Annotated in this window: 19 protein-coding genes and 1 pseudogene; 18 read left to right on the forward strand and 2 right to left on the reverse strand. The window is 68.1% G+C overall.

The features are described 5' to 3' along the window. Positions 1-57: 57 nt before the first annotated feature. Complete coding sequence (locus XM50_RS20100; protein ID WP_052742540.1) at positions 58-606, reverse strand: hypothetical protein; 549 nt, start codon at positions 604-606, stop codon at positions 58-60. A gap of 161 nt (positions 607-767) precedes the next feature. Between XM50_RS20100 and XM50_RS10595 the strand changes: the two are divergent. Then, positions 768-1,478: pseudogene (locus tag XM50_RS10595) on the forward strand (glutathione S-transferase N-terminal domain-containing protein). Here the strand turns inward: XM50_RS10595 and XM50_RS10600 are convergent. Then, positions 1,475-2,002 carry a DNA-deoxyinosine glycosylase gene (locus XM50_RS10600; protein ID WP_046409283.1) on the reverse strand — a complete coding sequence of 176 codons (528 nt, stop codon included), beginning with the start codon at positions 2,000-2,002 and terminating at the stop codon, positions 1,475-1,477. The pseudogene XM50_RS10595 and the gene XM50_RS10600 overlap by 4 nt on opposite strands. Before the next feature lie 102 nt (positions 2,003-2,104). Here XM50_RS10600 and XM50_RS10605 point away from each other — a divergent pair, with 102 nt between their 5' ends. From XM50_RS10605 to XM50_RS10680, 17 genes are all read left to right on the forward strand, one after another. Beyond that, positions 2,105-3,085, forward strand: a complete 981-nt coding sequence (locus XM50_RS10605; RefSeq protein ID WP_046409284.1) for a cysteine synthase A — start codon at positions 2,105-2,107, stop codon at positions 3,083-3,085. 50 nt (positions 3,086-3,135) lie between these two features. Beyond that, the gene (locus XM50_RS10610) at positions 3,136-3,426 is read left to right on the forward strand and encodes a hypothetical protein (protein WP_046409285.1); all 291 of its coding nucleotides are present in this window, start codon (positions 3,136-3,138) and stop codon (positions 3,424-3,426) included. 309 nt (positions 3,427-3,735) lie between these two features. Further along, entirely contained in the window at positions 3,736-4,239 is a 504-nt protein-coding gene (locus XM50_RS10615) for a division/cell wall cluster transcriptional repressor MraZ (RefSeq protein ID WP_046409342.1), read from the forward strand. After that, complete coding sequence (gene rsmH, locus XM50_RS10620; RefSeq protein WP_082102974.1) at positions 4,236-5,228, forward strand: 16S rRNA (cytosine(1402)-N(4))-methyltransferase RsmH; 993 nt, start codon at positions 4,236-4,238, stop codon at positions 5,226-5,228. Before XM50_RS10615 ends, rsmH begins: the two co-directional genes overlap by 4 nt. After that, a complete protein-coding gene (locus tag XM50_RS10625) occupies positions 5,225-5,905 on the forward strand; it encodes a hypothetical protein (RefSeq protein ID WP_046409286.1) in 681 nt (226 codons plus the stop codon). The genes rsmH and XM50_RS10625 overlap by 4 nt, the downstream gene beginning before the upstream one ends. Continuing rightward, a complete protein-coding gene (locus tag XM50_RS10630) occupies positions 5,902-7,626 on the forward strand; it encodes a peptidoglycan D,D-transpeptidase FtsI family protein (RefSeq protein ID WP_417158929.1) in 1,725 nt (574 codons plus the stop codon). The genes XM50_RS10625 and XM50_RS10630 overlap by 4 nt, the downstream gene beginning before the upstream one ends. Continuing rightward, positions 7,623-9,044 (forward strand): UDP-N-acetylmuramoyl-L-alanyl-D-glutamate--2,6-diaminopimelate ligase, encoded by a 1,422-nt coding sequence (locus tag XM50_RS10635; RefSeq protein ID WP_046409287.1) that lies wholly within the window; start codon positions 7,623-7,625, stop codon positions 9,042-9,044. The genes XM50_RS10630 and XM50_RS10635 overlap by 4 nt, the downstream gene beginning before the upstream one ends. Beyond that, positions 9,034-9,162: a hypothetical protein gene (locus XM50_RS20990; protein ID WP_269430567.1), complete on the forward strand. Its 129-nt coding sequence runs from the start codon at positions 9,034-9,036 to the stop codon at positions 9,160-9,162. The genes XM50_RS10635 and XM50_RS20990 overlap by 11 nt, the downstream gene beginning before the upstream one ends. Positions 9,163-9,239: 77 nt before the next feature. Then, positions 9,240-10,613: a UDP-N-acetylmuramoyl-tripeptide--D-alanyl-D-alanine ligase gene (locus XM50_RS10640; protein WP_046409288.1), complete on the forward strand. Its 1,374-nt coding sequence runs from the start codon at positions 9,240-9,242 to the stop codon at positions 10,611-10,613. Beyond that, entirely contained in the window at positions 10,613-11,683 is a 1,071-nt protein-coding gene (mraY, locus tag XM50_RS10645) for a phospho-N-acetylmuramoyl-pentapeptide-transferase (RefSeq protein WP_046409289.1), read from the forward strand. Before XM50_RS10640 ends, mraY begins: the two co-directional genes overlap by 1 nt. Further along, the gene (gene murD, locus XM50_RS10650; RefSeq protein ID WP_046409290.1) at positions 11,680-12,984 is read left to right on the forward strand and encodes a UDP-N-acetylmuramoyl-L-alanine--D-glutamate ligase; all 1,305 of its coding nucleotides are present in this window, start codon (positions 11,680-11,682) and stop codon (positions 12,982-12,984) included. The genes mraY and murD overlap by 4 nt, the downstream gene beginning before the upstream one ends. Then, on the forward strand, positions 12,981-14,207 hold the full coding sequence (locus XM50_RS10655; RefSeq protein ID WP_046409291.1) for a peptidoglycan glycosyltransferase FtsW: 1,227 nt from the start codon (positions 12,981-12,983) through the stop codon (positions 14,205-14,207). The genes murD and XM50_RS10655 overlap by 4 nt, the downstream gene beginning before the upstream one ends. Beyond that, positions 14,204-15,349: an undecaprenyldiphospho-muramoylpentapeptide beta-N-acetylglucosaminyltransferase gene (murG, locus tag XM50_RS10660; protein ID WP_046409292.1), complete on the forward strand. Its 1,146-nt coding sequence runs from the start codon at positions 14,204-14,206 to the stop codon at positions 15,347-15,349. Before XM50_RS10655 ends, murG begins: the two co-directional genes overlap by 4 nt. Then, a complete protein-coding gene (gene murC, locus XM50_RS10665) occupies positions 15,346-16,764 on the forward strand; it encodes a UDP-N-acetylmuramate--L-alanine ligase (RefSeq protein ID WP_046409293.1) in 1,419 nt (472 codons plus the stop codon). Before murG ends, murC begins: the two co-directional genes overlap by 4 nt. Before the next feature lie 5 nt (positions 16,765-16,769). Then, a complete protein-coding gene (gene murB, locus XM50_RS10670) occupies positions 16,770-17,699 on the forward strand; it encodes a UDP-N-acetylmuramate dehydrogenase (protein ID WP_046409345.1) in 930 nt (309 codons plus the stop codon). Next, on the forward strand, positions 17,666-18,661 hold the full coding sequence (locus tag XM50_RS10675) for a D-alanine--D-alanine ligase (RefSeq protein ID WP_197075507.1): 996 nt from the start codon (positions 17,666-17,668) through the stop codon (positions 18,659-18,661). The genes murB and XM50_RS10675 overlap by 34 nt, the downstream gene beginning before the upstream one ends. Next, positions 18,658-19,587 (forward strand): cell division protein FtsQ/DivIB, encoded by a 930-nt coding sequence (locus XM50_RS10680; protein WP_046409294.1) that lies wholly within the window; start codon positions 18,658-18,660, stop codon positions 19,585-19,587. Before XM50_RS10675 ends, XM50_RS10680 begins: the two co-directional genes overlap by 4 nt. Positions 19,588-19,608 lie beyond the last annotated feature (21 nt).

Here is a 19,608-nt window from a genome sequence, read left to right on the forward strand (position 1 = left end):
CGGCAACAGGCCGGATAACATGACCGCGGGGCCGAAACGACCCCGCGGTCAGGCCGCTTACTTGCCGGCCATCGCAGCGTCGAGCTGCGCGGCGGTCATGCCGATGGTCACGCCCTGCGGACCCGGGCCGAACGACCCCTTGGGCAGGCGCGCATCGCCCTTCGGCGTGGTCAGCGTCACGAACTCGCCCTCGACAGCCTTGATCGTCCCGACCGAGGTGCCACCAGCACCATAGACGGTCGCGCCGGTGGTCAGCTGCGACTGGAACTGCGCGGCAGCCTGCGCTGCGCCCTGGCCCGCGGCCGCCTCAAGCTCCGCCTTGGTCATGGCCAGCGTCGGGCCCTTGGGGCCGGTGCCGAACGACGACAGTGGAACGGCAGCCTTCACGGTGCCGGTGTCGACCACGGCATTGGTGCCATCGGTCGATGCAATGGTGCCGACAGTGTTGCCCTGCGTGTCGACCACGGTGGCGCCGACCGTCGGCGCGGCGGCCGTCGCGGCGCCGGCTGCGGGGGCGGCAGCGCCCGCCTGCGGAGCCGGGGCAGTCTGCGCATTGGCGGCCAGCGGCGTTGCGGCTGCGAGCAGCAGGAATGCGGTACGGTACATGGTCCCTCCTTGTGAATGGATCGGTGATGCAACGACGTCGCACCGGGCAGGTTCCGTGCAAGCACCTGTCGGCAGGCTGATCGATGAAGGGGATGAACGGAGCCCTTGGCGTTGATCCTGGGCCCACTTACCTGCGTTGATCACGCGCAGGAGCAATGCCGATGACTGATCTGTCCGCCTTCCCGATCACACGGCGCTGGCCGGCATCTCACCCCGATCGGCTGCAATATTATGGCCTGCCGACGCCCAATGGCGTGAAGGTGTCGATCATGCTCGAGGAAACCGGGCTACCTTATGAGGCGCACCTCGTCGACTTCGCCCGGAATGATCAGAAGACGCCTGAATTCCTGTCGCTGAACCCCAATGGGAAGATCCCTGCGATCCTCGATCCCACTGGCCCCGCCGGCACACCGCTGGCGCTGTTCGAAAGCGGCGCGATCCTTCTCTATCTCGCGGAAAAGAATGGAAAGTTCCTGCCTGCCGATCCGGCGGGCCGCTGGCATGCGGTGTAATGGCTGATGTTCCAGATGGGCGGCGTCGGGCCGATGTTCGGGCAATTGGGCTTCTTCAAGAAATTCGCCGGCAAGGACTGGGAGGACAAGCGCCCGCTCCAGCGCTACGTCGACGAGACGCGGCGGCTGCTCGGCGTGATGGATGCCGCGCTGGACGGCCGGCAATGGTTCCTTGGCGATGACTATAGTGTCGCCGACATCGCCATGATCGGCTGGGTCCGCGCACTCGTGACCTTCTACGACGCGCAGGAAATCACCGGCTTCGACAGCTTCCGCAACGTGTTCGGCTGGCTGGAACGAGCGCTGGCACGTCCGGCTGTGCAGCGTGGCCTCACGATCCCGGCGACCCCCTCGACTTAGTCGAGATACGCCGCTAGCCCCGACCAGGCGGGCTGCTTTGCCGCCAGCCCTATGGTGTGCAGCGGGCTGGAGGAGGGTAGCGCCACGATGGCGACCTCGTGCGCTGCCAGCAACGGTCGGCCCAGCTTCAGCGCGGTACCACCGTTGAAGCCCACGGCACGCAGGTCGGGAAGCCGGGACACCAGCGCCGACAGGTCGTTCGCCGCTGCGTCGCGGATCGCGGCGTCGGTACTGCCCGGCCGCCGTGCACTCGCCACCACGTCCCACAACGCAACCCGCGCCGCGCGCAGCGCCGCCAGCCGCGCCTCGTAGGGCAGCGCGGCGAGATCCCGGCCGATCACCGGGCTCATCAGCCGCCAGAACTGATTCTGCGGATGGGCATAATAACGCTGCTCGGCAAGGCTGCGCTCCCCCGGCAAGCTGCCCAGGATCAGCAGCCGTGCATCTGGCCGCACCACCGCGGGAAAGGACGCCTTGCGCGCGGCGATCATGGCCTGTTCGGGGGAGGACGGGGCGTTGCTCATCACTGCCTCATGGTGGTGCGGTGCGCGTCAGTAGTAGCGCTTCGCCGTGACAAAGCACGACCAGCGGTTGCCGCTGCTGCGGCGTCGCGCCATCTAGGTGCCATGCAAACCGCTTCGGACACGCTTTCACTCATCGGCCATACGCCTCTCGTTCGCCTCAAGGGCCCCAGCGAGGCAACCGGCTGCGACATCTTCGGCAAATGCGAATTCGCCAACCCCGGCGCCAGCGTGAAGGATCGCGCGGCGCTGTTCATCGTCGAGGATGCGGAGGCGCGCGGCGCGCTGAAGCCCGGCGGGACGATTGTCGAGGGGACGGCGGGGAACACCGGCATCGGCCTCGCGCTGGTCGCCAACGCCAAGGGCTATCGCACCATCATCGTCATGCCGGATACCCAGTCCAAGGAGAAAATGGACACGCTGCGGGCGCTGGGGGCGGAGCTGGTGACGGTCCCGGCCGCACCTTATTCCAACCCCTGCCACTTCGTGCACACCTCGCGGCGCATCGCGGAGGAAACGCCCGGCGCGATCTGGGCCAATCAGTTCGACAATATCGCCAATCGTCGCGCGCATATCGTTGGCACCGCCGAAGAAATCTGGGCGCAGATGGATGGCAACATCCAGGGCTTCACCTGCGCCGCGGGGACTGGCGGCACGATCGCTGGCGTTGGCCTTGGCCTCAAGGAAAAGGATGAGCGCATCACCATCGCGCTCAGCGATCCGCACGGCGCGGCGCTCTACGAATATTATGCCCATGGCGAGCTGAAGAGCGAGGGTTCTTCGGTTGCCGAGGGTATCGGGCAGGGGCGCATCACCGGCAATCTCGAAGGCGCGCCGATCGACACGCAATTCCGCATCTCGGACGCCGAGGGGCTCGAGTGGGTCGATCGTCTGCTGAAGGAGGAGGGCCTGTGTCTTGGCCTGTCGTCGGGCATCAACGTCGCCGGCGCGGTGCGCCTCGCGCGGGAGCTTGGGCCCGGCAATCGCGTGGCGACGATCCTGTGCGATACCGGCTTCCGCTACCTCTCGACGCTCTACGATCCGGCCTGGCGTGAGGCCAAGGGACTGGCGGTGTCGCGCTCTTGACGTCCCCAATTCGACAAGCGCGCGACACGTCGTTAGAGTCGCGCGGTGAAATGAAGCGCGCTGTTCCCCCCAGCCAGGCGATGCAACGTGTCCGTGTCGGCATGGTTGGCCTCGCCGCCGTGGTCCTGTTGATCGGGCTGGCGAGTGCGCTCTTCAATGCTGCCTCGCGCGAACAACCGGTGGTCGCCCCGCCCCGCGTGGAGGAAGTCGCCAACGTCGCCGATCCCTCCAATGCCGCGGCTGCGACGCCGGCGGCCGAGGACAATGAGCCCCTCGCGCAGCTCGGCGTTGCACCGAGCGCGACCGAAACCAGCCGAGTCCCGGCGGAACAGCCCCAGTGATCCCGTCCTTTCCCGGGAAATCCGGGGAAACCCTCTTCGATCGTGCCGATTCTGGTCGGCTGCGCATGGTCGCGCCCGGAACGGGTCGGGAACATGCGAGCCGTTTGGCCTACCGGAGCCTCGTCTCCCCGCCAGAATAGGTTCTTTCCCCAATCTTCCCCGATTTTCCCTTCCCATCCCCAACGGTCGCTGGTACTTCATAAGCGACAGAGGGGCAGGACCGCTGTTGCTTGATTGAAAAGTAACAACCGATGACGGCTGGGCCGTTTTTCGGGGCGAGAACTCCTGCGCGCCTTGTGCGAGGTGGGCGTGTCGGAACGGGTGGATTATCTTGGGAAGGGGGTCGGTCTTGTCGATGACAAGGGCCGGGTCGCGATTCCCAACACCCTGCGCGCCGCTCTGGCCCAGAACGCGCCGCGTCCCGACGGCAAGGATGGTGGCACCGTCCTGGTCGGTGTGCACCCGGACTTCCCGTGCCTGATCGCGCATGACCGCGGCTATGTCGAACATGCCAAGAATCAGCTGATCCAGCGTCAGGCCGAATCCGGCATCCGCACGGGCTCGAAGGAATTCTACGCGCCGCGCATGCGGGGCGCCTCGGTCGAGCCGGTGCCCTTCGACGGCAGCGGCCGCTTCATCCTCCCGGCGGTCGAGCGGGAACTGGCCAACATCACCGACATCGCCTTTTTCCTGGGCGATTACGAAAGCTTCATGATCTGGGATCCGCGCACGCTCATCGCCCATGACGGCGTCGACGAGATGGCCAAGCGCCATGCGACGATCCTGTGCCGCGACAAGGGGATCACGCTGTGAGTTCCCGCCCCGACGCCGATGCACCGCATATCCCGGTGCTGCTCGACGAAGTTCTCGCCGCGCTTGCCCCCGAGCGCGGCGAGACCATGGTCGACGCCACCTTCGGTGCTGGTGGATACACCCGCGCGCTGCTTGGCGCTGGCGTGAAGGTCTATGCCTTTGATCGCGATCCTGACGCGATCACCGCCGGCCGCGCGCTGGAGGCGGCGGAGCCTGGCCTGACGCTGGTGCCGGCGGAATTCTCCCGCCTCGATCGTGAGCTCGCGGCGCTCGGCGCGGTGCCGGTCGATGGCGTGACGATGGATATCGGCGTTTCCTCCATGCACCTCGATCAGGCGGAGCGTGGCTTTTCGTTCCAGCAGGACGGCCCGCTCGACATGCGCATGAGCCAGGAGGGCGAAAGCGCGGCCGATTTCCTGAACACGGCCGACGAGGAGGATATCGCCAACGTCCTGTGGCGCTATGGCGAGGAGCCGAAGTCCCGCCGCGTCGCGCGCGCCATCGTGGCGGCACGCCCGCTCGCGACCACCGGCGATCTCGCCCGCGTGGTGCGCAAGGCGCTCGGCCATCGCCCGCATGACAAAAAGGATCCCGCCACGCGCGCCTTCCAGGCGGTGCGGATCCACATCAATCGCGAGCTGGATGAGCTGGCGGCCGGGCTGGAAGCTGCCGAACGGGTGCTCGCACCGGGCGGGCGGCTCGCCGTGGTCAGCTTTCATTCGCTCGAGGATCGGATGATCAAGCGGTTCCTGCGTGAACGCAGCGGCGCGACGCCGGCGGGATCGCGCCATCGGCCTGCCGTCGCTGACGCGCGGGCACCGACTTTCGAGATCGTGGGGCGTGCGGTGCGCGCCAGTGCGGCGGAGGTGGCGCGCAATCCGCGCGCGCGCTCCGCGACATTGCGGACGGCGCGGCGGACAGCTGCGCCGGTGTGGGGTGACCAGGGGCAGAATGCGGCGGGCGGGCTGCGCGTGGAGGAAAGTGAATGACGGCGTCCTATCGATTGAAGGGACTGGGGTGGTTCAGCGGCGTGGTGATCGTCTCGCTGAGCTTCTACCTGGTGAGCCTGCAGGTCGCGGCCGAGCGGAAACGCCTGGCGCAGATCGACGCCAAGATCAGCGCGGCGGAGCGGGAGATCCGCTCGCTGGAGACGGAGTTCGACGTTCGCGCGAACCTCGCCCAACTTGAGCGGTGGAACGGCAACACGCTCGCGCTCGTCGCGCCTACCGCTGGCCAGTTCGTGAAGGACGAGGCGCAGCTCGCCGCGATCAGCTTCCGTCCCGGTGCCACCATGCCGGGAGACAGCTCGGGCGCGATCCAGACTGCGCAGCTGATCGTCCCGGCTGGCGCCGCCGAATTCGTCCCCGTCACCGCGCCGGCAGCGCCCGTCGCCGTTCCCCCGGCGGCGACCAAGGCCGTCAGCGTTCAGGTCGCGGCCAACACCGCCGCCCCCCGTCCGCTCGCAACCAAGGCGGCGCCGCCCGTGACGGAGCCGGTCAACGAACCGCGCCTCACCAAGGCCGCTGTCGTGCGGACGGCGGATGCGTCTGCAGGGTCGCTGCGCAAGGCGCATGCCGTCGCGATGCTCGACCGGTCGCTGCTCAGCGACGCAACCTTGGGTGACCTGATGAGCGGCGCGCGCTCGGAGCGGGGTCGCCTGCGTTGAACACCATGGTCGCCCGCACGACGCGCCCCACGCGCGTCAGCGACCAGCGGCAGGCCCTGCTGGCTACGCAGCACATGCGCCTGATGGTGCTGTTGCTCCTGTTTGCGGCTGGCATCCTGCTCGTGATCGGGCGACTGGCGATGCTCGCCTTTGATGGCGGGCCGCGCCGTACCGCCGCGATCAGCACCACGCCGCGCGGCGACATCGTCGATCGCAACGGCCAGCAGCTCGCGCGCACCATCGACGCCTGGACGATCGGCGTCCATCCGCGCCGCCTGCTCGGCGACCGTAGCGAGATTGCGAAGCGGCTGGCGGATCTGATGCCCGACGTCGGCGACCAGCACCATTTCTACCGGCTGATCACGCGCGATGTGAACTTCACCTACCTCAACCGCCGCGCCTCGCCCGCGCTGGTGCAGGCGGTGAACGCGATCGGTGAGCCCGGAATCGTGTTCGATCGCGAGACGCAGCGTTTGTACCCGCAATCGACGATGGCCGCGCACGTGCTTGGCTATATCGGCACCACGAAGAACGATCCGACGGTCCACGGCCGCCTCGGCATGGAACGCGCGCTGGACGAGCGGCTGCTCAACCCGGCGCTCTCCGGCACGCCGGTCGCGCTCTCGATCGACAGCCGCGTCCAGGCCGCGATGGAAAGCGAGCTTGGTCAGTCGATGGCGAGCATGCAAGCGCGCGCCGCAGCCGGCGTCGTGCTCGATATTGATACCGGTGAAGTCATTGCCATGGTGTCGCTGCCGCTATTCAACCCCAATCGCGTCGGCATGGCCGGGATCGAGCAGCTGCGGAACACCGTGACGCAGAGCGTCTATGAGCTCGGCTCCGCCTTCAAGCCGATCGCCATGGCAACCGCGATCGACACCGGCGTCGTCACCGACATCTCGCGCCGCTTCGATGCGACTGCGCCGCTTCAGGTCGGCCGTTTCCGCATCAAGGACGATCACGCGCAGAACCGCTGGCTCAACATCCCTGAGACGCTGATTCACTCGTCCAACATCGCCACCGCGCGCATCGCCGACGAAATCGGTGCCGAGCGGATGCAGACGATGTTCCGCAAGCTCGGCTTCGATACCAAGCCCGATATCGAACTGATCGAAAAGGGCCGCCCGCTGTGGCCGCATTACTGGGCGCGCACGACGGTGATGACGACCGCCTATGGCCACGGCATCGCCGTCACCCCGCTCCATCTGGCGAATGCTTATGCGACCCTGGTCAACGGCGGCGTCTGGCGCCCGACGACCTTGCTGAAGGTGGAGCCGGGCAAGGCACCCAAGGGGCGGCGCGTGATCAGCGAGACGACCAGCGCGCGGATGCGCCAGCTGCTGCGCCTCATCGTCACTCACGGAACCGGCCGCAAGGCGGAGGCGCCGGGCTACCGCGTCGGCGGCAAGACCGGCACCGCTGAGGCGGCGGAAGGCGGCAGCTACGCCCGCAACCGCAACGTCTCCACCTTCGCCGCGGCTTTCCCGATGGATGCGCCGCGCTATGTCGTGCTGACCATGATGGACAGTCCGAAGCGCGTGGAGGCCAATCTGTTCCAGACCACCGCCGCCTATACCGCGGCACCGGTCGTCAGCCGCGTGATCAGCCGCACCGGCGCGATGCTGGGTGTCATCCCGGACGCGCAGCGCGACATCGACACGCGGGAGCTGCAGGCGATCCTCTGGCACGCCCCGGGTGACAAGAAGGCGCAGGCGGAATGAGGCTGGGCGAACTCACCGGCGGCACCGAGACTGCGATCGTCACCGGCTTCGCGATCGATCACCGAAAGGTCGCGCCGGGCACGATCTTCGGTGCGTTCCAGGGCGCGCGGGTGAATGGCGAGGATTTCATCCCCGCCGCGATTACCTCCGGCGCGATTGCGGTCGTCGCCCGGCACGAGGCGGTGGTGGAGGGGGCGGTTCATATCGCCGACGACAATCCCCGCGCCCGCTTCGCCGCCTTGGCGGCGCGCTTCTTCGCGCCCTTTCCCGAGATCAACGTCGCCGTCACCGGCACCAACGGCAAGACCTCGACGGTCGAACTGACGCGGCAGCTGTGGCGCATGGCCGGACATCATGCCGCCTCGATCGGCACGCTCGGCGTGACCACCGCCGGCGATCAGGTGTCGACCGGCCTGACCACGCCTGACGTCGTCACCTTCCTCTCCAACGTCGCCGGCCTGGCGCGCGAGGGGGTAACGCATCTCGCCTTTGAGGCGTCGAGCCACGGTCTGGAGCAATATCGCACGGAGGGGCTGCGCGTTTCCGCCGCCGCCTTCACCAACCTGTCGCGCGACCATCTCGACTATCACGGCGACATGGCGGCCTATTTCACCGCCAAGCTGCGCCTGTTCTCCGAGGTGCTGGCGCCTGACGGCACCGCCGTCGTCTGGGTCGATGATCCCCATGCCGAGCGTGTCGTCGACCTCGCACGCCAGCGCCGCAATCGTCTCATCACCGTGGGCGAGCATGGCGACGACCTGCGCCTCGTCAGCCGCGATCCGACCTTGCTGGGGCAGGGGCTGGTCATCGCCGCAGGCGGGCAGGAACACCGCGTCACGCTGCCGCTGATCGGTGCGTACCAGGCCGCCAACGCCCTTGTTGCCGCGGGCCTGGTGATTGCCACCGGCGGCGACACCGCTGCCACCATTGCCGGCCTCGGCCGGTTGCAGCCGGTGCGCGGGCGGTTGGAGCGCGCGGTGATCTCGCCCGCCGGCGCGCCGGTCTATGTCGATTACGCCCATACGCCCGACGCGCTGGAGGCTGCCATCGCCGCGCTGCGCCCGCATGTCACCGGGCGTCTGATCCTCGTGTTCGGCGCCGGCGGCGATCGTGACCAGGGCAAGCGTGAGCCGATGGGCGAAATCGCCGCCGCACACGCCGACGTGGTGATCGTGACCGACGACAATCCACGCAGTGAGGATCCAGCGGTGATCCGCGCCGATGTTCTGAAGGGCGCGCCAGGCGCCACCGAACAGGGCGATCGCCGCAGCGCCATTCGCCAGGCGATCGCCATGGCGACGGCGGAGGACATCGTCCTCATCGCCGGCAAGGGACATGAGCAGGGGCAGATCGTCGGTGATCTCGTCCTGCCGTTCGACGACGTGACTGTAGCCAGGGAGGTAGCCGGTGAAGCGTAAGTTCGTGGTTCCGTCCAAGCCTGTTGTTGCCGAGGGTGCACAGCCGCCGCGGGAACGACGAAAGCTCGGGGTCCGCTACGAACTCGTCACCGGCGACACCGTCAGCGGGCTGCGTTGACGCGCGCTTTTCCCCGTCAGGCACGCGGCCCGCGCGATCTCCGCGCGACCGGCGCAATCCCGGTGGTATAGGGCCGCATGGACTCTCTTTGGACCTCTGAAGAAATCGCCGCTGCGACCGGCGGCGTCGCTGGGACAGGCTTCGTCGCAGGCGGCATCGCGTTTGATTCGCGCGAAGTCGGCCCCGGCGATCTCTTCGTCGCGCTTGCCGGCGAGGCGACCGACGGGCATCGCTTTCTCGATCAGGCGTTCGCGCAAGGCGCCGCCGGCGCGATCGTCTCCGCCGACACCGATCATCCGCATGTCCGCGTCCCCGACACCTTCGCCGCGCTGGAGGATCTGGCGCGCGCCGCCCGTGCCCGCACCGCGGCGCGGGTGATCGGCGTCACTGGCTCGGTGGGCAAGACCTCGACGAAGGAGGCGCTGTTCGCGGCGCTCGACCGCGGCGATCCGGGTGAGGCGCATCGCTCGGTCAAAAGCTACAACAACCATACCGGCGTGCCGCTCAGCCTTGCTCGGATGCCGGCCGCCAGCCGCTTCGCCGTGCTCGAAATGGGGATGAACCATCCCGGTGAGCTGGCGCATCTCACCACCCTGGTCCGCCCGCATGTCGCGCTGGTGACCACCATTGCCCCCGCCCATACCGAATTCTTCCCCGACGAAAGCGCCATCGCCGACGCCAAGGGGGAGATTTTCCAGGGGCTGGAGCCCGGCGGTGTCGCGATCGTGCCCTATGACAGCCCGCACCGCGAGCGGCTGATCGCCGCCGCGCGGCCCTATGCCGGCCGGATCGTCACCTTCGGCACCGATCGGCAGGCCGATGTGCACCCGATCGAGACGATGACGCTACGCACCGGCGGCACCTTCGTCACCGCAAAGGTCGGCGATCGCGAACTCAGCTTCACCATCGGCCAGCCCGGCGCGCATTGGGTGTCCAACGCGCTGGCCGTGCTCGCCGCGGTCGATGCGGCGGGCGGGGATCTCGGGCTCGCCGGACTTGCGCTCGCCGAACTCGGCGGCTTGCCGGGGCGGGGCGCGCGGCTGCTCGCGCCGGTTGACGGGGGTGAGGCGATCGTGATCGACGAAAGCTACAACGCCAATCCCGCCTCCATGGCCGCGACACTGTCGGTGCTCGCCGGTGAGGCCGGGCGCCACGTCGCAATATTGGGCGAAATGCGCGAACTCGGCGCCGGCTCACCGGGGTACCATCAGGCGCTCGCGGACCCGATCGAGGCGGCGCGCGTCGAAATGGCGCTGCTGGTCGGCGAAGCGATGGCGCCGCTCGCACAAGCGCTTGAGGGCCGGGTAAAATTCGTCCATGTGCCCACCGCCGCGGCGGCGCTGGAGGTTCTTCCCGGAATGCTCGCGCCGGGCGACGCGGTACTCGTCAAGGGATCGAACGGAGTCGGGCTGTCGCGGGTTGTCGCGGCACTCGCCGGGGGCATGGCATAGTGTTGTACTGGATCGCCGAGCAGCTCGGATTCCCGGGTGTTCTCAACCTCATCCGCTATCTGTCGTTCCGCACCGGCGGCGCGATTGCGACGGCGCTGTTCATCGGCCTGATCATCGGCCCGCGCTTCATCGGCTGGCTCCGCGTCCGCCAGGGCAAGGGGCAGCCGATCCGTGCCGACGGCCCGCAGACTCACCTGGCAAAGCGCGGCACGCCCACCATGGGCGGGCTGATGATCCTCACCAGTCTTGCGCTGTCGATTCTGATCTGGATGGACCTGCGCAACCCCTTCGTCTGGGCCTGCCTGTTCGTGACGCTGGGCTTCGGTGCGATCGGCTTCCTCGATGATTACGACAAGGTGCGAAAGGCGAGCACCGCGGGCGTCCCCGGGCGCGTCCGCCTGCTGCTCGAATTCGCCATCGCCGGCGCCGCCGCATGGATCATCAGCTACGAAAACGGGACCCAGCTGTTCCTGCCGTTCACCAACGGGCTTTATCTGGACCTGGGCTGGTTCTTCCCGGTCTTCGCCGCGTTCACCATCGTCGCCTTCGGCAATGCGGTGAACCTGACCGACGGGCTCGACGGGCTGGCCACCATGCCGGTGATCATCGCCTCGGTCGCCTTCATGCTGATCGTCTACCTCGTCGGCAACGTGAAGTTCGCCGACTATCTCGGCATCCCGCATGTCGCGCGCGCCGGCGATCTGGCGATCTTCTGCGGCGCGATGATCGGCGCCGGCCTCGCCTTCCTCTGGTATAACGCGCCCCCGGCAGCGGTCTTCATGGGCGACACCGGCAGCCTCGCGCTGGGCGGCGCGCTCGGCACCATCGCGGTGGTCGCGCATCACGAGATCGTGCTCGGCATCATCGGCGGCCTCTTCGTGGTTGAGGCGATGAGCGTCATCATCCAGGTGTTCTGGTACAAGCGGACCGGCAAGCGCGTGTTCCGCATGGCGCCGATCCACCACCATTTCGAACAGCTCGGCTGGAGCGAGCCGACCGTCGTGATCCGCTTCTGGATCATCAGCCTCGTGCTGGCGCTCGCCGGCCTGTCGACGTTGAAGCTGCGGTGATCGTCTCCACCGCCTGGGCTGGCAAACGCTACGCCGTGCTGGGGCTCGCCCGCTCCGGCCTCGCCACCGTGCGCGCCCTCGCTGCGGCGGGGGCCTTTGTCGTTGCGTGGGACCAGGACGCGGCTGCGCGCGCGAAGGCAGAGGAGATCGACGGCGTCATCGTCCACGACATCGCCGCGCTCGACCTCACCGGTGCCGCGGGCCTCGTCGTCTCCCCCGGCGTCCCGCTCAACACGCATCCGATTGCCGCACAGGCGCGCGCGGCCGGAGTCCCGATCATCGGCGACATCGAACTGTTCGCCGAGGCGCGCGCCGAATTGCCCGCGCACAAGGTCGTCGGCATCACCGGCACCAACGGCAAATCGACCACGACGGCGCTGGTCGCGCACATCCTCGATGTCGCTAACCTGCCGGTGACGATGGGCGGCAACATCGGCCTCCCGATCCTTGGTCAGACCCCGCTCGCGCCGAACGATCGCGGCGCCGGCGTCTATGTGCTCGAACTATCAAGCTACCAGATCGATCTGACGACCAGCCTCGACTGCGACGTCGCGGTGCTGCTCAACATCACCCCCGACCACCTCGACCGCTACGCCGATTTCGACGGCTATGCCGCGTCGAAGGCACGGCTTTTCGCGATGCAGTCGCCGGATCATGAGGCAGTCATCGGCATCGGCGACACGCCCTCGGCGCAGATCGCCCGTTCGCTCTCGGCCCGCGGTGAGCATCTGACCAAGATTGCGCCCGGCGTGTGCATGGATCGGTCCCGCTGGCCTTCGCTTCAGGGCCCGCACAACGCCCAGAACGCGCTCGCGGCCATCGCCGTCGCACAGGCGCTCGGCGTGGACGGGGCGACGATCGACCGCGCCTTGGAAAGCTTCCGCGGCTTGCCCCACCGGATGGAGCGGCTTGGCGAGGTAAACGGCGTCTCCTTCGTCAACGACAGCAAGGCGACCAACCCCGAAAGCGCCGCGCCCGCGCTGGCTGCGTTCAACCGCGTCCACTGGATCGTCGGCGGCAAGGGCAAGGGCGATGATCTCGACGCCTGCCTGCCGCACCTCGGCCATGTCGTGCGCGCCTACACGATCGGCGCGTCCGGCCCGGTCTTCGCCCGCGCGCTCGATGGCAAGGTGGAGGTCGAGCAGGCCGAAACGCTGGAACAGGCGGTCGCCAGCGCCGCACGGCAGGCGCAGCCCGGCGACACCGTGCTGCTGTCGCCGGCCGCTGCTTCCTTTGACCAGTTCCGCGATTACGAACATCGCGGCCAGGCATTTCGCGAAGCGGTGGAGGGGCTGTCTTGACCGATCTGGCGACCAAGCAGGGGCTACGCGGCCGCTTGAAGGAGCGCGGTGGACGCGGCGATCGCTCGCCGCTCGGCACGTGGTTCTGGGATACCGACCGGGTGCTTCTGCTGCTCACCTTTGCGTTGATCGCGGTCGGCCTGCTGTCGGTCGCCGCCGCCTCGCCTGCCACGGCGATGCGCTATTCTGGTGAAGCGCTGAAGATCCCGCCGCTTTATTATTTCTGGCGTCAGGTCATGTGGGTGCTGGTTTCGCTGCCGGTCCTGATCGGCATCTCGATGCTGCCGGTCCATGTCGCGCGGCGCGGCGCGGTCCTGGGCGCAGCGGCGTTCGGCGTCATGCTGCTGCTGGTGCTCATCCCCGGCGTCGGCGTCGAGGTGAACGGGGCCAAGCGCTGGCTCGGCGTCGGTTTCTCCCAGTTTCAGCCGTCCGAATTCCTGAAGCCCTGCTTCATCGTCACGATCGCTTGGCTCCTGTCGCTGCGCACCAAGGAGGAGGGGCTGCCGCTCACCGCGATCACCTTCGGCATGACCGCGCTGGTCGGTGCGCTGCTCATGCTTCAGCCCGATTTCGGCCAGACGATGGTGTTCGGCCTCGTCTGGATGACGCTGCTGATCATCGCCGGCACCCCGACGAAGACGCTCGCCGCCTTCATCGCCATGGCGCCGCTCGGCGTTGGCGCAGCGTACATGTTCTACGGCACGGCGCGTACCCGGATCGACAGCTTCCTGTTCCGCGATCCCAATGAGGCGGAGGGCGCGCACTTCCAGACCGACGCCGCGCACCGCACGCTCACCTCGGGCGGCTGGACCGGCACCGGGCCGGGCGCCGGCACGTCGAAGTTCGGCCTGCCGGAAGCGCACACCGACTATATCTTCTCGGTCATCGGGGAGGAATTCGGCCTCATCGCCTGCATGGTGATCGCTATCCTGTTCCTCGCCATCGTCGCGCGCGTCTTCGTCAAGATGCTGGACGAACAGGACAGTTTCAAACTGCTCGCCGCGTCCGGCCTCGCCACGCAATTCGGCCTTCAGGCCTTGATCTCGATGGCGGTGAATACCGGCCTTGCGCCGTCCAAGGGGATGACCTTGCCCTTTATCAGTTATGGTGGTTCGTCGATGATCGCGCTGTCGATCGGCATGGGATTGCTGCTCACCTTCACCCGTCGCAACCCGTTCCTGCTGCGCAGTCCCTATGTGGCGCGCTGGGGGAGTGCGGCATGACCCGGCCCAAGCAGTTCGTTCTCGCCGCCGGCGGCACCGGCGGCCACATGGTCCCCGCCGCCGCGCTGGCAGAGGAGCTGATGCGCCGCGGCCACCGTGTCGCGCTGGTCAGCGACGATCGCGGCGTTCGCTTTCCCGGCCTGTTCGAGGATGTGCAGACGCATGTCCTTCCCGCAGGCCGCATCGCCGGCGGCCCGCTCGGCTGGGCGAAGGCCGCGCGCCAGATGTGGCGCGGCCGCGCGATGGCACGCCAGCTCTATCGCACCTTCAAGCCGGCAGCGGTGATCGGCTTCGGCGGCTATCCCGCCTTCCCGGCGCTGGCCGCCGCCTTTGCGGAGAAGATCCCGACCGCGGTGCATGAGCAGAATGCAGTGCTCGGCCGCGTCAATCGTCTCGTCGCCCCCCGCGTCGACGCCATTGCGACGTCCTATGCCCAGACCGAACGCCTGAAGCCGAAGTTCGAGGCCAAGGCGCACCATATCGGCAATCCGGTGCGCGACAGCGTGCTGGCGCTGCGTACGCAGCCCTATCCGCTGCTCGAGGAGGACGGGATCTTCCGCCTGCTTGTGACCGGCGGCTCACAGGGCGCCAGCGTCTTGTCGAAGGTGGTGCCCGAGGGGCTCGCCATGCTCCCGCTCGCCTTTCGCCGCCGGCTTCAGGTGACGCATCAGGCGCGCATCGAGGATATCGACGCCGCCCGCGCCAAATATGCCGAGCTGGAGATTGCCGCCGATCTCGCGACCTATCTGCCCGACCTGCCCGAACAGCTCGGCTGGGCGCATCTGGTGATCGCGCGCGCCGGCGCCTCGACCATCTCGGAACTGACAGCGGCGGGCCGCCCCGCGATCCTGGTGCCGCTGCCCGGCGCGACCGACGATCACCAGACGGCGAACGCGCGCGAGATCACCGCTGCCGGCGGCGCCCGCACCATCCCGCAGAGCGCCTTCACCCCGGCCGAGCTCGCCAAGCAGATGCAGAAGCTGGGGCTCGATCCGACCGCGCTCGAAAATGCCGCCGCGCGCGCCAAGGCTTGCGGAAAGCCGCACGCCGCGCGCGATCTGGCGGATCTGGTGGAAAGTCTGGACGCACCCCGTGCACCGGTGCCGGTGGGTGTGGCTCAGCCGAAGGAGGCATTTGCGTGAAGGGCGTCGCTACGGACATCGGAACGATCCATTTCGTCGGTGTCGGCGGGATCGGCATGTCCGGCATCGCGGAGGTGATGCACAACCTGGGCTATACCGTGCAGGGTTCGGACGTGGCCGAGGGCTATGTGATCGAGGGGCTGCGGGAACGCGGCATCAAGGTCACGATCGGCCATGATGCGGCCAATGTCGATGGCGTCGCCGTCGTGGTCACCTCGACCGCGGTGAAGCGCGGCAACCCGGAGGTGGAGGCTGCACTCAGCCAGCGTATCCCGGTGGTTCGCCGCGCGGAAATGCTCGCCGAACTGATGCGGCTCAAGTCGACCGTCGCGGTCGCCGGCACGCATGGCAAGACGACGACCACCTCGATGGTCGCCGCGCTGCTCGACGCGGGCGGGGTCGACCCCACCGTCATCAACGGCGGGATCATCAACAGCTACGGCTCGAACGCGCGCCTCGGCGACAGCGACTGGATGGTGGTCGAGGCTGATGAGAGCGACGGCAGCTTCCTGCGGCTCGACGGCACGATCGCGGTGGTGACCAACATCGATCCCGAGCATCTCGACCATTATGGCAGCTTCGACCGGGCGAAGGACGCCTATGTCGAGTTCATCGAGAACGTGCCCTTCTACGGCGCGGCCTTGCTGTGCCTCGATCACCCTGAGGTGCAGGCGCTGATCCCGCGCGTGCGCGATCGCCGCATCGTGACCTACGGTTTCGCCGCCAGCGCCGACGTGCGCGGCGTCAACGTCGCGCCCTATCCCGGTGGTAACCGGTTCGAGGCGATCATCCGCCATCGTGACGGCACGACCCGCTCGATCGAGGGCATCGACTTACCCATGCCCGGCCGCCACAACGTCCAGAACGCGCTCGCCGCGATCGGCGTCGCGCTGGAACTCGGCATCGACGATGCGACGATCCAGAAGGGGTTCGAGAAGTTCAACGGTGTGAAGCGCCGCTTCACCAAGGTCGGCGAGGTCTCGTTCGCGGACGGCGGCACCGCTGCGGTGATCGACGATTACGGCCACCACCCGGTGGAAATTCGCGCCGTCCTCGCCGCCGCGCGTGAATCCGCGCAAGGCCGCGTCATCGCCGTCGTGCAGCCGCACCGCTATTCGCGCCTCGGCAATCTGATGGATGAGTTCCAGGGCGCGTTCAACGATGCCGACGCCGTCTATGTGACCCCGGTCTATGCCGCGGGGGAGGCGCCGGTGCCGGGCGTCGATGCCGAGGCGCTGGTCAGCGGGCTGCGCCATCGCGGCCACCGGGCCGCGGCCATGGTGGCGGATGCCGATGCACTCGCCACCGCGCTCTCCGAGGAGGTGCGCCCTGGTGACCAGATCGTCTGCCTCGGCGCTGGCGACATCACCAAATGGGCTGCCGGCCTCGCGCCTGCGATCGAGGCACGGCGGTGAGCACGATGGACGAAACAACGCCCGCAGCCGGCACCGAAGACACCGCGACCGCCCGCGCGCCGGTGCAGAGCCGCCTGACGCAGAACGCGCCGCTCGCCCCGCTCGTCTGGTTCAAGTCGGGCGGCCCGGCCGAATGGCTGCTCGAACCGGCGACCGTCGATGATCTGGCGAAGTTCCTCGCCAACCTCGACCCCGCCGTGCCGGTGATGCCGCTCGGCCTCGGCTCGAACCTGATCGTTCGCGACGGCGGCGTGCCCGGCGTGGTCGTCCGCCTCGGCAAGCCCCTTGCAAAGGTCGAGGTGATCGACACGACGACGCTGCGCTGCGGCGGCGGCGCCAGCGGCATCCTGGTCTCCTCCACCGCGCGCGACGCCGGGATCGCGGGCGTCGAGTTCCTCCGATCGATCCCCGGCACCGTCGGCGGCTTCGTGCGCATGAACGGCGGCGCTTATGGCCGCGAGACCGCCGACATCCTGGTCGAATGCGACGTCGTGCTGCGATCGGGAGAGGTGGTGACGCTGCCTGCCGCCGACCTCCACTACAGCTATCGCCATTCGGAACTGCCCGACGGCGCGATCGTGGTCAGCGCCACCTTCCGTGGCCAGCCGGGCGATCCCGCCGCGATCCAGGAGGAAATGGACCGTATCGCTGCCAGCCGCGAGGCCTCGCAGCCGCTGCGTTCCAAGACCGGCGGCTCGACCTTCAAGAACCCGCCGGGTCACAAAGCCTGGGCGCTGGTCGACGAGGCCGGCTGTCGTGGCCTTCGCCGCGGCGACGCGCAGGTCAGCGAGAAGCACACCAACTTCCTGCTCAACCTTGGGCAGGCAACCAGCGCCGATATCGAGGCGCTGGGCGAAGACGTGCGGCGGCGGGTGAAGGAGAAGAGCGGCGTGACCCTCGAATGGGAAATCCAGCGCGTGGGGGTGGCATCGTGAGCCAACTGCATATCGCCGTGCTGATGGGCGGCTGGTCCGCCGAGCGTGAGGTATCGCTGATGTCGGGCAACGGCATCGCCGACGCGCTTGAATTGCTCGGCCACCGCGTCACCCGCATCGACATGGACCGCAACGTCGCCGCGCGACTGGCGGAGGCGGCGCCCGACCTTGTCTTCAACGCGCTCCACGGCTCACCGGGCGAGGACGGCTCGATCCAGGGCCTGATGGACATCATGGGGCTGCGCTACACCCACAGCGGGCTCGCCACCTCCGTCATCGCGATCGACAAGGTGCTGACCAAGCAGGCGCTGGTGCCGCAGGGCGTGCCCATGCCCGGCGGCCGTATCGTCGCCAGCGAGGATCTCTACATCGCCGATCCGCTGCCGCGCCCCTATGTGCTGAAGCCGGTCAACGAAGGCTCCTCGGTCGGCGTCGCGATCGTCACTGATGGCGGCAATTACGGTCACCCGATCAGCCGTGAGGCGATGGGCCCGTGGCAGGAGTTCGACCAGCTTCTTGCCGAACCCTATGTCCGCGGCCGCGAGCTCACCACCGCCGTGCTCGGCGACAAGGCGCTCGGCGTGACCGAGCTTCGCCCGAAGTCCGGCTGGTACGATTACGACGCCAAATATACCGAGGGGATGACCGAGCACATCTTCCCCGCGCCGGTGCCTGACGAGATCACCGAGGCGTGCAAGGCGCTCGCCCTTCGCGCGCACGAGCTGCTGGGCTGCAAGGGCTGCAGCCGCGCCGATTTCCGCTGGGATGACGAGCGCGGCGTCGAGGGGCTGTTTCTGTTGGAGGTGAACACCCAGCCGGGCATGACCCCGCTCAGCCTGGTGCCCGAACAGGCGCGCCATCTCGGCATCAGCTACCCCGAACTCGTCCAGGCGATCGTCGACGAGGCGATGAAGGATGGCGCGATGAAGGATGGCGCGACGACGGAAGAGGGGACGCCATGAGCCGCTCGATCACCCGCGGCGCGCCGCAGCGTCGGCCGACCGTCCGTCGCGGTCCCCCGAAGAAGTCGCTCGGCGACCGGCTGATCGCTGCCCTGCCGCTGAGCGAGGCGGCGCTTCGCCGCGCGGTGACGTGGTCGATCCTCGGTCTTGGGGGCGCCGCCGCGCTCGCCACCGCGTCATGGTTCGGCGTGCCGGCCGCGATCGGCACCGCGGTCGCCGACAGCACCGGGCGCCTTGGCCTCAACGTCGAGGGTGTCGACATCACCGGCATCAAGCGGATGAACCGCGAAACGGTCTACGCCGTCGCGCTTGAGGATCAGCCCAAGGCGATGCTGCGCGTCGACCTGAACCTGATCCGTGAGCGGCTGCTCGCCTATGGCTGGATCGCCGACGCTTATGTCGCGCGCCGGCTGCCCGATCGCCTGCTGATCCATATCGTCGAGCGGGAGCCTGCGGCGATCTGGCAGAATGGCGGCCAGCTGACGCTGATCGATGCGAAGGGCGTCCCGCTGGAGCCGGTCGATCGCAACCGGATGCCCGATCTGCCGCTGGTGATCGGCCCGGGCGCCGATCGGCAGGAGGCGAATTATCAGCGCCTGCTCGCGGCTGCCCCGGCGCTCAAGCCGCGGATCAAGGCGGCAAGCTGGGTCGGCAATCGCCGCTGGGATTTGACCTTCGATACCGGCGAGACGCTGGCGCTGCCGCAGGAGGGCGCCGCCGCCGCACTGGTCAAGTTCGCGGAGCTGGACGGCGCGCGGTCGCTGCTGGGCAAGGGCTGGCTGCGCTTCGACATGCGCGACCCGGCGAAGCTGGTGGCGCGAAAGCCGGGAACCGACATGGAGCAGGCGGTGCCGGAATCAGGCACCGGCGCTGCCGCCGGACCCGCCATCCAGAGCGCGCGACTGGAACGCATCGACGAAGTCTAAGACACGGGTAATAGGGCCACA

This window comes from Sphingomonas sp. Ag1 (assembly GCF_000980895.1).
In the GTDB taxonomy this organism is placed as follows: domain Bacteria; phylum Pseudomonadota; class Alphaproteobacteria; order Sphingomonadales; family Sphingomonadaceae; genus Sphingomonas; species Sphingomonas panaciterrae.